10 protein-coding genes are annotated in these 13,665 nt (G+C 39.9%); 1 reads left to right on the plus strand and 9 read right to left on the minus strand.

Going from position 1 to position 13,665, the window contains the following annotated elements:
• Positions 1 to 84 precede the first annotated feature (84 nt).
• From I6E82_RS12245 to I6E82_RS12285, 9 genes are all read right to left on the minus strand, one after another.
• The gene (locus tag I6E82_RS12245; RefSeq protein WP_007587175.1) at positions 85 to 1,260 is read right to left on the minus strand and encodes a phosphoglycerate kinase; all 1,176 of its coding nucleotides are present in this window, start codon (positions 1,258 to 1,260) and stop codon (positions 85 to 87) included.
• A 64-nt stretch (positions 1,261 to 1,324) separates the two neighbouring features.
• The gene (gene epd / locus I6E82_RS12250; RefSeq protein ID WP_002961528.1) at positions 1,325 to 2,341 is read right to left on the minus strand and encodes an erythrose-4-phosphate dehydrogenase; all 1,017 of its coding nucleotides are present in this window, start codon (positions 2,339 to 2,341) and stop codon (positions 1,325 to 1,327) included.
• A gap of 178 nt (positions 2,342 to 2,519) precedes the next feature.
• Complete coding sequence (locus I6E82_RS12255; RefSeq protein ID WP_197118009.1) at positions 2,520 to 3,182, minus strand: peroxiredoxin-like family protein; 663 nt, start codon at positions 3,180 to 3,182, stop codon at positions 2,520 to 2,522.
• A 344-nt stretch (positions 3,183 to 3,526) separates the two neighbouring features.
• On the minus strand, positions 3,527 to 4,255 hold the full coding sequence (locus I6E82_RS12260) for an SIMPL domain-containing protein (protein ID WP_197118010.1): 729 nt from the start codon (positions 4,253 to 4,255) through the stop codon (positions 3,527 to 3,529).
• A 77-nt stretch (positions 4,256 to 4,332) separates the two neighbouring features.
• Positions 4,333 to 5,025 (minus strand): hypothetical protein, encoded by a 693-nt coding sequence (locus I6E82_RS12265; protein ID WP_197118011.1) that lies wholly within the window; start codon positions 5,023 to 5,025, stop codon positions 4,333 to 4,335.
• A gap of 58 nt (positions 5,026 to 5,083) precedes the next feature.
• Positions 5,084 to 5,707: a 3'-5' exonuclease gene (locus I6E82_RS12270; protein WP_197118012.1), complete on the minus strand. Its 624-nt coding sequence runs from the start codon at positions 5,705 to 5,707 to the stop codon at positions 5,084 to 5,086.
• A 15-nt stretch (positions 5,708 to 5,722) separates the two neighbouring features.
• Positions 5,723 to 7,561 carry a DUF294 nucleotidyltransferase-like domain-containing protein gene (locus I6E82_RS12275; protein WP_197118013.1) on the minus strand — a complete coding sequence of 613 codons (1,839 nt, stop codon included), beginning with the start codon at positions 7,559 to 7,561 and terminating at the stop codon, positions 5,723 to 5,725.
• A gap of 124 nt (positions 7,562 to 7,685) precedes the next feature.
• Entirely contained in the window at positions 7,686 to 9,410 is a 1,725-nt protein-coding gene (locus tag I6E82_RS12280) for a sodium:solute symporter family protein (protein WP_197118014.1), read from the minus strand.
• Between the two features lie 10 nt (positions 9,411 to 9,420).
• Complete coding sequence (locus I6E82_RS12285) at positions 9,421 to 9,684, minus strand: DUF4212 domain-containing protein (protein ID WP_007377498.1); 264 nt, start codon at positions 9,682 to 9,684, stop codon at positions 9,421 to 9,423.
• A 414-nt stretch (positions 9,685 to 10,098) separates the two neighbouring features.
• Here I6E82_RS12285 and I6E82_RS12290 point away from each other — a divergent pair, with 414 nt between their 5' ends.
• Positions 10,099 to 13,539, plus strand: a complete 3,441-nt coding sequence (locus I6E82_RS12290) for a PAS domain-containing hybrid sensor histidine kinase/response regulator (protein ID WP_197118015.1) — start codon at positions 10,099 to 10,101, stop codon at positions 13,537 to 13,539.
• Positions 13,540 to 13,665 lie beyond the last annotated feature (126 nt).

Below are 13,665 nucleotides of genomic sequence, written 5' to 3' on the forward strand. Positions count from 1 at the left end.
AATTAACTATTAAATTAGGGTGAGAGGTATTTAATAATTAATTGTCGGTGAGAGCTATTACCCCCTCACCTTACGCCACTAAAATTACTTAGCGCGCGACTCTAGCATTTCAACTGCTGGAAGTTTTTTGCCTTCTAAAAACTCTAAGAACGCACCACCACCAGTAGAAATATAAGAAACTTTATCGGCAATGCCGTATTTATCAATTGCGGCTAAGGTATCACCACCACCAGCAATTGAAAACGCATTTGAGTTAGCAATTGCTTGTGCAATAGCACGTGTGCCATTACCAAATTGGTCAAACTCGAACACGCCAACAGGGCCATTCCATACAACAGTGCCCGCATTTGCAATAATTTTTGCAAGCTTGCTCGCTGTATCAGGACCAATATCAAAAATCATATCGTCGCTTGTTACTTCGCTTACATCTTTAAGCGTAGCTACAGCAGATTCAGAAAACTCATTACCAACAACTACGTCAGTCGGTACCGGAATTTCACCATTATTAGCAATCGCTGCTGCACATAAGCGGTTAGCTTCATCCATTAAATCTGGTTCGTAAAGCGATTTACCAACTGGGCTACCTGATGCAGCAATAAAGGTATTTGCAATACCGCCACCGGTAACTAATTGGTCAACAATTTTAGAAAGTGAATCTAAAACGGTTAGCTTAGTTGAAACTTTAGAACCACCAACAATCGCCACTAATGGACGAGCTGGGTTATCAAGTGCTTTGCCTAACGCTTCTAGTTCAGCTGATAACAATGGACCTGCACATGCCACATCAGCAAATAAGCCAACGCCATGCGTAGATGCTTGCGCACGGTGAGCCGTACCAAATGCATCCATTACATATACATCACACAGTGCTGCAAGTTGCTTAGATAACGCTTCGTCGTTTTTCTTCTCGCCTTTGTTAAAGCGCACATTTTCAAAAACAACCACTTCGTTATCAGCAATATCAACACCGTTTAGATAATCTTTTTCTAAACGTACAGTTTGCTCAAGGGCATCGTTTAAGTAATCAGCGACAGGTGCTAGCGAAAACGCTTCATCATATTCCCCTTCCGTAGGACGGCCAAGGTGTGACATAACCATTACTTTAGCACCCATCTCAAGCGCTAATTTAATAGTAGGTAGTGCTGCACGAATACGCGCATCTGACGTCACTTTACCTGCTTTAACTGGTACATTTAAATCTTCACGAATTAATACGCGTTTGCCGTTTAAATCTAAATCTGCCATTTTTATGACCGACATGAACATCTCCTTAGTTAACGATACTGAACCTGAAAAATACGTTTAAAATTATTATATTAATAAATTACTTATTCACTGCCATCATAGCACGCGCTGTGTCGAGCATACGATTAGCAAAACCCCATTCGTTATCACACCATACTAATAACTTTATCAGTCGTTTGTGACTAACACGTGTTTGTGTGCCATCAATAATACAAGAATGTGGGTCGTGATTAAAATCAACCGACACAAGCGGCTCTTCGGTATAACTTAAAATACCTTCTAAGCGGTCTTTTGCTTGTGCTTTAAGTGCGTTATTTACTGCGTTTAAATCTACATCGGTATTAACCGTTACACTTAAATCCATTGCCGTGACATTTATAGTCGGTACACGTACGGCTATGGCTTCAAAACGGCCTTTAAATTTAGGTAAAATACGGTCTATACCACGGGCGAGCTTTGTATCAACTGGAATAATTGATTGGCTTGCAGCGCGAGTACGGCGTAAATCATGATGATAACCATCAATCACTTGTTGATCGTTCATCGACGCATGAATCGTTGTAATAGCGCCCGACTCAATACCAAATGCATCATCTAATACTTTAATAACCGGCACAACACAGTTAGTTGTACACGAGCCGTTAGACACAATTGTGTGCTCGCTTTTAAGCTCATCGTCGTTAATGCCATACACAATCGTAGCATCAACATCGTTATCAGCCGGATGCGAAAACAACACCTTTTTAGCGCCTGCAGTAATATGTAACTGCGCATGTTCACGCGAGTGATAAACACCTGTACATTCAAGTACAACGTCTACATCGAGCGTTTGCCAAGGTAATTCAATTGGGTTTTCTTCACAAAAAAGTGCAATGGTATCGCCTGCAACACTAATGGTGTCTTCACCAAGTTTTACAGGAAAAGAAAAACGACCGTGGGATGTGTCGTATTTTAATAAATGAGCAATAGCTTCAGGATCAGCAAGTTCGTTAATCGCAACAATTTTTATATCGTCGCTCAAACCAGACTCGTATAACGCGCGGACAATATTTCGACCAATACGACCAAAACCATTAATTGCAAGTTTGATTGCCATGAAATATAAAATCCACTCTTTTAGCGTGCAGATAAAGGCAATACGCCTTTTAGATGGCTGTATTGTAATCGACCTTGAGCATTATTATAAGAGGGTAGCATTAGAAACTTTAAATTAAGGTTAAAGAGCTTACGCATTGCAAGCTCTTCGATGGTTCTGACTTTTTAAATTAAGTTTTTTATACTAAATTTTTCAATGCGTTAATTATATCTTCTGGCTCAGAACGAGTACGATAATCAACATCAACATAACGCCAAGTCACTTTACCTTGTTTATCTAAAACAAAGGTGGCAGGGATCGGTAAAACACTACTATTGCCATTGTTAACCGACTCTAAATCTAGGCCTCGGTCTACTCGCATATGCTCTAGTAAAAATGTGGGTACTTGCCATGCTACGCCGTAGCTTGCTGCTACATCGGCATTTTGATCACTCAGCACTAAAAAATCCATTTTACTTATTTCATCATCACTAAGTGAGCCATCGGGTACTTGCGGGCTAATAGCCACCAATTGTGCGCCTAATGCGTGAATTTCAGGTAAACGTGCTTGAAGCGCTTTGAGCTGTAAATTGCAGTACGGACACCAGCTTCCACGATAAAAAGTAACAACCACAGGCCCTTTAGCAAGTAACTCGGTTAACTGCACCGATTGACCATGTTGATTTGGTAACTCAAAACTTGGTGCGCTTTGGTTTAAATCAAGTGCATTAGCACCTTGTTGAAACTCTTTTGCTTGTGCAATCGTTTCATCAACACCTTTCATAAAATCAGGATTACCTTTTCGCCCTGCGGCTATTTTTGCCTCAGTTTGTGCTTTTAACGTGTTATTTTCATCGCTCATAATATGGCTACCTTCAAATTAATCAAAAACTTAAAGCCAGCTTACATTATGAAAATGTATTTGAAATGAAAATTTTGGGGCGTGTTGACCTTTCAGGGTTAAATTTGTTCTATCTAGGGGCTATTTAATCGCGGCGCGAGGTTTGAAACCTAGTGGGCTAAGTAAAAACCGAGCAACAAAGAGTGAATTGTCCCTAGGACGAACCCAAAGGGCAGCGCATGTTTAGTATTTATGCTGTGTTATCGCCTACTTATGTGGAATAACCACACACCATAGGCTCTGCCTTGCTTTAATACCAAACATACCGCTGTAAATTCAACATCGAAAGAAAAACACGCCCTAACTTAATCATTTACTTCTAAATCAAACACCACGTTTATTGATGATTTAAAGCTTATCGTTTGTTGTAAATAATTTTTGCGAGCTTTAGGAAATGAATCGCTCATTGGATTTACTCTATCTATTTTTTTAACCGCTGCACCAAAGCCACTGTAAACGCTTTTTTGAGTTGAGCTAATAGTGCGTACTTCACCCACTTTTGTACCAAAGGACTTAGCAAGTACATTTGCTTTTTCTTTTGCGTTATTAAGTGCTTGTTGTGTGGCTTGTGCCTGTAACAGCTCAGCTTTTGAAGATAAAAACTCAGTATTTTGAATCGCATTTACTTTTAAATTCAATAAAAAATCACTTAAGTCATTCACTCTTTCAATGTTTTTTAGTGTTACTTCAAAGGTCCTTATAGCTGCGTATTCAGCGGGAGCTTGATGCCCTGTTTCAATGTAATCCATACCCGTTTTTTCAACTTTAACACTTGAGGCAACTACATCATCGGCAGTTATTTCAAATTGATTTAGTCCGTCAATTAGTAAATTAACTTTATTATCAAGATCGTTCTTAGCTGCTAAAGGTTCGTTTTTAATACTTATAATTTGAAATAGTATTTTAGCGATATCAGGATTGGCAAGCACCTCTGCAGTACCTTGAACCGAAATTTGACGGCTTGTAGGTAAGCTTGAATTGGCAAAAGTGATAAGAGGAAATAAGGTTAGAAAAATAGTGGTAATGAGTTTCATAATTTGCCCTGAATAAAGTGCCATGCTGAGTTATGCGTTAATAAATAACAGTCAATAGTATTTCTGCGAATGTTTAATTACTGTGTGCTTGATGCAGCTTTTGACTTTGGCTTAATCGTTTTTTCTTGGTGTAGGTTAGGTATTAATGCTGAAATATTTTCTTGTGAAATAATAAGTAACTTATCTTGTTTATTATCATAAACAAATAAATTCCCAATTGTTGAGGCTACTATTTGAACATTTTTAAGTTGAGTTACTTTACTCTGAGCAATTGGATAATTTAATGATAAGTGATAACTCATTGTTTTTTCGTTTACTATATCTTTACTATGAAAATGCGCCAATATAGTAGGGTATGTAGGTATTATAAGTGCTAAAAATAATACCGCTGTATAACTAGGTTTTAATAAATAGTACGGGTAACAAAAGCCATAATAAAGTCTTTTTAAAATGTTTTTTTTACTAGGGTCTGGTGTGTGTCCTGAGCGCCAATTGAAATAAATAGCAGTTATAACGATGAGCGTAGTATAAAGAGTAATAAGTAAAGGATTTGAAATCAGTGCCAGTAAAAAGTCACTTATTTCAATAAAGTTGAATACATCAATCGAGAAGTTATTAAGTAAAACGTAAAGATACACGACACCTGACAAACTACCCAGTAAGTAAAGAATAGTAAGAAACACACCAAAATTATTATGAATGTATTTTTTAACTGCTTTAAGGTCATTGTTTAACTGGTTGTAATACTTACTGGCGGCTTCAATTACCATAATAAATCCTTTTAAAATTCTTATCTTAACAAAGTAATTAGTAAATGCTGTAGTTTTGTTAAATTATTGACCTCAACTGCAACTCTTTGCCACGGCTTATTTGATGGCACTGGGCTAGCAGTAACTCGGCGGTCGCTTGTGCGTCAGTAAGGGCATGATGGCAATGATAGCTCGGTAACTCATAACGTGTGCGACAGGCATTTAGGGTTAAATCATCTTGTTTTATTTCAGTTGAATGATGAAGTAAGCGCTTTTGTTCAATATGGAGTGTGTCGATTATGAGTTTAGGGCGTATAGTTATATTGGCATTTTTAAGCGCTATTTTTAAAAACCCCCAATCGAGCATGGCATTATGAAACACTAAAATACAGTCGCTAAAATGGCAGCTCAATTGCGTTAATATACTGCACAAGCTCTGTCCTTTTGTTATAGCATCGTCGCTAATTCCATGAAAAACAGGACTTTGCTCAAGGCTTTTTACGTCTTTATTTATAAGGTGCTGCGACTCGCTCATTTTTATACATTGGTTATCTATTATCACCCACGCTACCGATACAATTTCGTGCTGTTTTGCATCAAGCCCAGTGAGCTCTAAATCAATCACCAAATAACGTTGTTGTAAGGCATTTTTACCTAGTAATTTACGGCGCTTTAAATACCGAGTGAGCAGCTTTTTTACCATGTTAGTAATCCATCGTTATAAACTGCCGCGAGCAAACTTAAACGCGGCGGCTTGCTGCGCTTGTTTAACAAGGTAAAACGCTTCTTTTAGTTGATGGCGTTCTAGTGAGTTTAATTTATTAGGATTAATACAATTACTCGGTAAGCCTTCTTCGTTTATTTGTGTACTCAAGCGAAGCTGCGTTAAGAACCGCCAGCAGTCTTTTAGGTTGTATATATCTTCTTTGCTGATCAGGTTATGTTTTAGTAGTGCGTCCAACCGCTCTTGCGTGTTGGCGCGCCTAATACCCGCTTTTAAAGCGTATAACCGCACTATGTCATTTATAATTACGACACCGCGTTTTTTTAAATCTATGTATTTATTATTTTGATCTGTTTTTTCGGTTTTAAATTTATTAAATAAACCAATTGGCACGCTGTTGCTACTTATGTCGGTTGCCATTGCGGCATAAAATAAGTCGTTACGCGATATACGAATTAATTGCTCGCAAAAAGCGGTATATAAAGCATTTGAACCTTCAATAAATCGCAGGTCAAAAAATATTTTACAGTTAAGCATTGCATCAGGTGTGGGGCTTTTTATCCATTTAAAAAAGCGCTCGCTCCAGTCGTTTACGCTCATTCGGCACTCATCGCTGCTTGCCATAATATTACCTGGGCAACGCCTAATGCCGCACTCAACTAAGTTTTCACATACAAACTCTCCCATGCTTTTAAAGTAAGCGTGTTGTTCGGGGGTTAAGTCGTTAGGGAGTAATAAGCCGTTATCTTGATCAGAATGCAGGGTTTGTTCTTCGCGTGCTTGCGAGCCAAAGCAAATAAAACTAAAGCTGGTTGGCGCTGCGCCATGCTCTTCTTGAAATAAGTGAATAAGGCGCGATGTAAGCGCATCGGTTAAACCACTGAGTAATTTACCAATGAGCGATATGTCGTCAATGTTGTACGAAAAACCACGCAAAAGTTCGGGAATTTCTTTAGCGTAGCGTTTTAAATCAGTAACAGTATGCGCTTTATATATGCGCCCAATAAGCTGTACGGGGTCGCTTTTTTGTTGGCGCAGTAAATCGGTGCTGGTTATCATCCCTATAGGGTTATGGTTTTCGTCAAGCACGGGCAAATGATGAATATTGTATTTAAGCATTAAGTGCAGCGCCGAAAACACCCGGTTATTTTCAAATATAAACTTAGGTTTGGCGGTCATAATACTGCTTACTGCGTCTTGTGGATCTACCTCGTCGGCAAGTACTCGATTACGTAAATCGCGGTCGGTTACCACCCCTACTAAGTGCGCGTGCTGCGTTATCATTATTGACGACACACCATGCTCTTTCATTTTTTTAGCGCTTTGCCTAATACTTGCATCGGGCGAAAGCGTAATGGCGGTGCGGGTCATCAGCTCTGATATTTTACGTTCAGACCAACTATCGTTTTTACTTTTATAATGCGATGACAACAACCGGTTAGCATGAGCGCGTACAAAGTATTGCTCAAACGATTTATATTCTCTGCGTAAAAAATCAAAGTGCGTTTGAGAGAGCATATACACTATGCCCTCTTTTTGTACTTCCAACCTATTTTGAATTGCCTCACCGGTTAACAGCGACGGAAAACCAAAGTAGTCACCTTGCGCCAAGCGTGTAACAACATCGCCCTTACCATCAACTAGGTCATACAAACCAGAGCGAATTAAAAACAGTTTAGGGTTTTCACTTTGTAACCACTGAGTTTGGTTTTCGCGGGTGAGGTAAATAATATCAAGATGATTTACAAAGTATTCGTATGCGCTGCTATCAAGCAGTGTAAAAGGCGCTTGCAAACAAACGTATTGGGCTATTTCTTGTTGTTCTACACTCATTGTATTCGCTCTTAAATGGTGATGTACCAATCTAATGTACTTATTTATTACACAAATAAAAAGCCCGACTAAAGTCGGGCTTTTGGTGCTTTATGTTTTCTAAACTATATCTATAAATTGTAGCCTAGTGGTCGTGCGCTTCTGCAGACCCTTTAGGGTTACGAATACCTTCTACCATTTCTTGAATTTCAACAGGTGTTGGTTGAGTAAATTTAAGAACAACTGCAGCAACTGCAAAGTTAATAATCATACCAATTAAGCCAATACCTTCAGGCGAAATACCTAAAAACCAATGTTCAGGACTGTTTAGCTCTGGGCTTACAAACTTGAAGAAGATTATATACGCAGCGGTAAAGCCAATACCCGTTACCATGCCTGCAATTGCGCCCTCTCGGTTCATTGTTTTAGAGAATATACCCATAATAATTGCTGGGAAGAAACTCGCTGCCGCCAAGCCGAATGCAAATGCCACTACCGATGCCACAAATCCAGGCGGGTTAATACCAAAGTACGCGGAGATAACAATAGCGACCATGGCTGCCAACCTCGCTGCAAGTAACTCTTGCTTGTCGGTAATATCGGGCTTGAGAGTTCGCTTGAGTAAATCGTGCGAAACGGAGGTCGAAATAACCAATAGTAAACCTGCTGTTGTAGACAATGCAGCGGCAATACCACCGGCAGCTACAAGTGCGATTACCCATGCTGGTAAATTAGCAATTTCTGGATTTGCTAATACCATAATGTCGCGGTCTACATTTACTTCGTTAGCACTGTTCGGATCGGTGATTTTACCCGCCGTGTAGAACATTTTGCCATCGCCGTTTTTATCATCAAATGTAATTAAACCTGTGCGTTCCCAGTTTTTAATCCATCCTGGTGCTTCTGCGTAAGCTGTACCGCTACCGTCTTTACCATTAATAGTATCAACCATGTTTACGCGAGCAAAGGCTGCAACCGCAGGGGCTGTAGTATAAACAATCGCGATGAACACAAGTGTCCATGCTGCAGAAATACGCGTGTCTTTTACACGAGGTACAGTGAAAAAGCGAACAATTACGTGTGGTAAACCAGCAGTACCTACCATTAACGCGCCAGTAATAGCGAACACGTCAATCATGCTCTTAGAGCCTTCGGTATATTGCGCAAAACCAAGTTCAGCGCTTAAGCCGTCTAGTTTATCAAGTACATACACGCCATCGCTGCCAATTAATGTGGCACCAAAACCGGTTTGTGGGAAGAAGTGACCCGTCATCATCATCGAGATAAAAATGGCTGGTACAAGGTAGGCAAATACAAGTACACAATACTGCGCTACTTGTGTGTAGGTAATGCCTTTCATGCCGCCAAGTACCGCATAAAAGAATACAATCACCATACCAATGTAAACACCGGTTTCAATTTCTACTTCTAAAAAGCGTGAAAATACGACGCCTACACCACGCATTTGCCCTGCAATGTAAGTAAAACAAATGAATATGGCACATACAATTGCTACTAAACGCGCGGTGCGTGAATAGTAACGGTCGCCAATAAAGTCAGGAACAGTAAACTTGCCGAATTTACGTAAGTAAGGCGCTAAACACATGGCTAATAGTACATAACCACCTGTCCACCCCATTAAGTAAACGCTGCCATCGTAACCTGCAAACGAAATAATACCCGCCATTGAAATAAACGACGCGGCGCTCATCCAATCGGCAGCCGTTGCCATACCATTAGCAAGAGGAGGTACGCCGCCACCTGCTACATAAAACTCTTTAGTTGAACCCGCACGGGCCCAAATTGCTATGCCGATATAAAGCGCAAAGCTTAAACCAACAATTATAAACGTGAGTGTTTGAACATCCATTGCTTAGCTCCTATTCGTCTACGCCGTATTTTTTATCTAACGTATTCATTTTGAAAACGTACACAAAAATCAAAGCAACAAAGGTATAAATCGCGCCTTGCTGGGCGAACCAGAAGCCAAGTTTAAACCCAAAAAAACGCACTTCATTAAGTACATCAACCAGTAATATGCCAAAGCCGAAAGACACGATAAACCACACTGCTAATAGTTTAAATAACAGCGAAATGTTTTCTGCCCAATAAGCTTTTGCTTGTTCTTCATCTTTAAAAGCCATTTTTGTTTTCCCCTTTAAGCACCGCAATATCGCGATGAGTGGTTTTTTATCTTCGCTTACCAATTTAGCAACGCTGGTTACATATTGAATTGAGACCATAGTCGTAACAGCTTGTTAACGTTTACGTAAACTGTATTTATCATTCAAACGTACTTTATACATTTTCATTTTATTTCAATTGGTTAGCTTAATTTTTTGAATTGGCTTTACTATTAAATTGGTAAGTTGGTTATTAATGCGACATTAGTCTAATGCTTGAGATGATTTTATTTTTGTTATTAATATTCAATAAGATAGAAATAAAATGAAAGTTTTATTTTAAATTCAAGCCTCACACTTAACCTCAGTTCTGGTATTGTGTTAATCCCTCATAGGGTTGAGGGACTATTTAAAATAATAAGGTTTAATAACAACATGACTGCCGTACTCATTATTGTTGCTTTAAGTTATATAGGTGTGCTGTTTTGGCTCGCTAATTGGGGCGATAAAACAACCCCTTTGGCAAAGCGTATTAGCCATCACCCTTTTGTGTATTCACTCTCACTTGGGATTTACTGTACCTCTTGGACTTACTACGGCTCAGTGGGTACAGCCGCCACCAGCAGTTGGAGTTATTTGCCAATATTATTGGGCCCTGCGCTGCTGTTTTTATTCGGCCAAGGGTTTTTACGTAAGCTGGTACTGGTAAGCAAAAAACAAAACATAACCACTATTGCTGACTTTATTTCAGCTCGTTACGGCAAACGCCAAACTACCGCGATTATGGTTACTGTAATCGCCTTACTCGCGACTATTCCCTATATTGCACTGCAATTAAAAGCGCTTAGTACCAGCTTTTTACTTTTGCAAAACAGTAATAAAATATCAGGCGATATGCTCGCGCTTTCTGCCACATTAATTATGGCCTTATTTGCAATATTTTTTGGTACCCGCAAAGTGGACGTAACAGAGTATCGCTCTGGGTTAATGCTTGCTGTCGCGTTTGAATCGATGATTAAACTTATTGCACTTATTGCTGTAGCAGGCCTTGCTGTTTACACCTTATTTAATATGCCAGAGCCTACTTCAAATAAAGTAACCGAGTCGATTTGGGCCCATTGGAGCGACTTTAACTTTTTTAGCTTTAACTTTATTGGCCAGTCTTTAATGGCTGCGGCGGCTATTATATGTTTACCACGCCAGTTTCATGTAACCGTGGTCGACAACCAAAACAAACGCCACTTACTTACCGCTCGCTGGGCTTTTCCGCTGTATTTATTATTAACTGCCGCAATGATTTTACCTATTGCGACTGCGGCTATTCATCCTGAAATTGGCAGCGGCTATTCGCCAGATAGCTTTGTACTTGCCCTACCGTTAATTAACGACAACGCCTTTTTAACCACCTTTGTATTTATAGGTGGTTTATCGGCCGCCACCGCAATGATAGTGGTAGCAACGCTTACATTAAGCACGATGATTTCAAACGATGTGGTATTACCCCTAATGCTACGTCGTAAATTTAAACGCAACTTAATTACTACCAGTTATAAGTCTCGAATTTTACTTGTAAGGCGCTTTGCTATTGCAGGCATATTAATTTTGGCCTATTTCTATCAGCAATGGTTTGGCCATAGCAGCGCACTGGCAAGTATGGGCTTAGTTGCTTTTTCACTTGTTACTCAATTATTACCCGCTATTGTGGGCGGTTTATACTGGCGAAAAGGCCATGCTTATGGGGTTTATGCAGGTTTAGTAGCGGGCTTTATTTGCTGGGTACTATTTTTAATGCTGCCAATACTCGATGCCGGAGCAACGCTTGATAGCGAGCTACAACAAACGCTTATAACACGCGGAACCTTGATAGCTTTGTTTGCCAATATTGGGTGTTATATTAGTTTTTCACTTGGGGCTGAGGAGCGCTTAATTGATAAGATTCAGGCAGCTGCTTTTGTTAACCCTAAAGATCAGGCTATTTTATCAAGGCGCTTAAATAAAGACGTAAAAGCCACTGTTTACGACTTTAAAATACTACTGCAAACCTTTTTAGGTATTCAGCGCAGCCAACAAGTATTGGCGCATTACGCGCTCGCCCATCACTTGAGCGATAACAACGCACACCCAGAGCCTGAATTTATAGCCTACTGCGAACGCGCGTTAACAGGCGTGCTGGGCGCATCTTCCGCACAAGCGTTAATACATACGGTATCGTCGGGTAAGCGTATGGCGTTTGAAGAAGTTGTAAACTTTTTTGACGAAACCACACAAGCGCTGCAATTTAATCAAAATCTGTTATTTACCTCACTCGAAAATTTAAGCCATGGTATTTCGGTTGTCGATAAAGATTTAAAGCTAGTAGCTTGGAATAAACGCTACAGCGAAATGTTCGGCTACCCTGAAGGATTTTTAGAAGTAGGCCAACCCATAGAAGATATTATTAGATACAACGCTAACCGTGGTGAATGTGGCCCTGGCGAAATAGAACGCCAAGTAGAAAAACGTGTGCAGCATTTAAAATACGGTAGCTCGCATCACTTTATTCGCCACCGTCGTAATGGCCAAGTATACGAAATGATTGGTAATCCGCTGCCCGATGGCGGATTTGTTACCAGCTTTTCGGATATTACCAATCACATAAGTACGCAAAATGCGCTTGAAGAAGTAAACATGGATCTTGAAAACCGCATAGAAGCGCGAACTCAAGAAGTGCAAACCATTAATAGAGACTTACAAGCTCAAATAGATAGCCGTGTACAAACCGAGCAAGCACTTACTTTAGCCAAACGAGAAGCAGAGCAAGCCAACGACAGTAAAACGCGCTTTCTAGCACTGGCGAGCCACGACATTTTACAGCCGTTAAACGCAGCACGTTTATACCTTGCTGCGATTGACGAAAAGCAACTCGACAGCACTAACCAAAACAGTTTTGAAAAATTAGGCGACAGTCTCGATTCAACCGTGCATTTAATGTCGGCACTACTTGAAATAGCCAAGCTAGAACAAGGCGCTATGACCCCAACTCCTCGCCACTTTTATATTGAAGATATTTTAGCGCCATTGCAAAGTGAATACGCTATTTTATCAAGTGATAAAGGCCTTAAGCTTAGTGTGCGTTCACACCAGCAAATTGTGCATAGCGATATAACCTATTTGCGCCGAATTATTCAAAACTTGGTCTCTAATGCAGTTAAATACACCGATAATGGCCGTGTATTAATTGCCTGTAGGAACCGAAAGCACAATTTACGAATAGAAGTATGGGATACAGGCCCTGGTATTAGCGAAGTAGAGCAAGCTAAAATATTTAACGACTTTTACCGTGTTGAGTCGGGCGATAACAAAGGCGTAGGCTTAGGCTTAGGTGTTGTAAAACGTATGGCTGACTTATTAAGTTTGCCGCTTGATGTGCATTCTGAGCCTAATAAAGGTAGCCGTTTTAGCATTGAAGTACCTTATGGCGACGAGCAGTTTGTGCAACAAAAAAGTACGACAAACAGCCTAATAGAAAACCGTGCAGCAATTAATATTGTTGCCGTAGACGACGACCCTGAAAACCTAGCTGCAATGGCAAGCTTACTTAAAAAGTGGCAAGCTAATTACACGCTATTTGATAATGTAAATAATGTACTGGCGCACGCTAAGCAAAACGGTGCACCCGATGTTATTTTAATGGACTACCAATTAGGCAATGACTGCGATGGCATAACGCTAATTAAAACCCTGCGCGAAATTTGGCAAAGCCAGGTACCCGCTATTTTAATTACCGCAGTGCGCGACACAGAACTTAAACAAGAAACCAAAGCTGCTAATATTCATTATTTAAGTAAACCAATTAAACCGGGCAAACTAAAGGCACTGCTTAATCACAGTACATAATAAGCGAGCAAAAAGTGTTCTAGTAAAAAGTGATCTAGTTAAAAGTATTCTAGTTAAAAGCTATCAAGTAATAGCGTAAAACAAAAAGCCCAGTATCTTCACTGGGCTTTGCTTTATAAAGTGTTT

Source organism: Pseudoalteromonas sp. NZS11 (assembly GCF_015864765.1).
Classification (GTDB): Bacteria; Pseudomonadota; Gammaproteobacteria; order Enterobacterales; family Alteromonadaceae; genus Pseudoalteromonas; species Pseudoalteromonas arctica.

Coding starts and splice junctions, on each gene's coding strand:
- I6E82_RS12245 (WP_007587175.1), bottom strand. CDS start 1,260: ATGTCGGTCATAAAAATGGCAGATTTAGATTTAAACGGCAAACGCGTA.
- epd (WP_002961528.1), bottom strand. CDS start 2,341: ATGGCAATCAAACTTGCAATTAATGGTTTTGGTCGTATTGGTCGAAAT.
- I6E82_RS12255 (WP_197118009.1), bottom strand. CDS start 3,182: ATGAGCGATGAAAATAACACGTTAAAAGCACAAACTGAGGCAAAAATA.
- I6E82_RS12260 (WP_197118010.1), bottom strand. CDS start 4,255: ATGAAACTCATTACCACTATTTTTCTAACCTTATTTCCTCTTATCACT.
- I6E82_RS12265 (WP_197118011.1), bottom strand. CDS start 5,025: ATGGTAATTGAAGCCGCCAGTAAGTATTACAACCAGTTAAACAATGAC.
- I6E82_RS12270 (WP_197118012.1), bottom strand. CDS start 5,707: ATGGTAAAAAAGCTGCTCACTCGGTATTTAAAGCGCCGTAAATTACTA.
- I6E82_RS12275 (WP_197118013.1), bottom strand. CDS start 7,561: ATGAGTGTAGAACAACAAGAAATAGCCCAATACGTTTGTTTGCAAGCG.
- I6E82_RS12280 (WP_197118014.1), bottom strand. CDS start 9,410: ATGGATGTTCAAACACTCACGTTTATAATTGTTGGTTTAAGCTTTGCG.
- I6E82_RS12285 (WP_007377498.1), bottom strand. CDS start 9,684: ATGGCTTTTAAAGATGAAGAACAAGCAAAAGCTTATTGGGCAGAAAAC.
- I6E82_RS12290 (WP_197118015.1), top strand. CDS start 10,099: ATGACTGCCGTACTCATTATTGTTGCTTTAAGTTATATAGGTGTGCTG.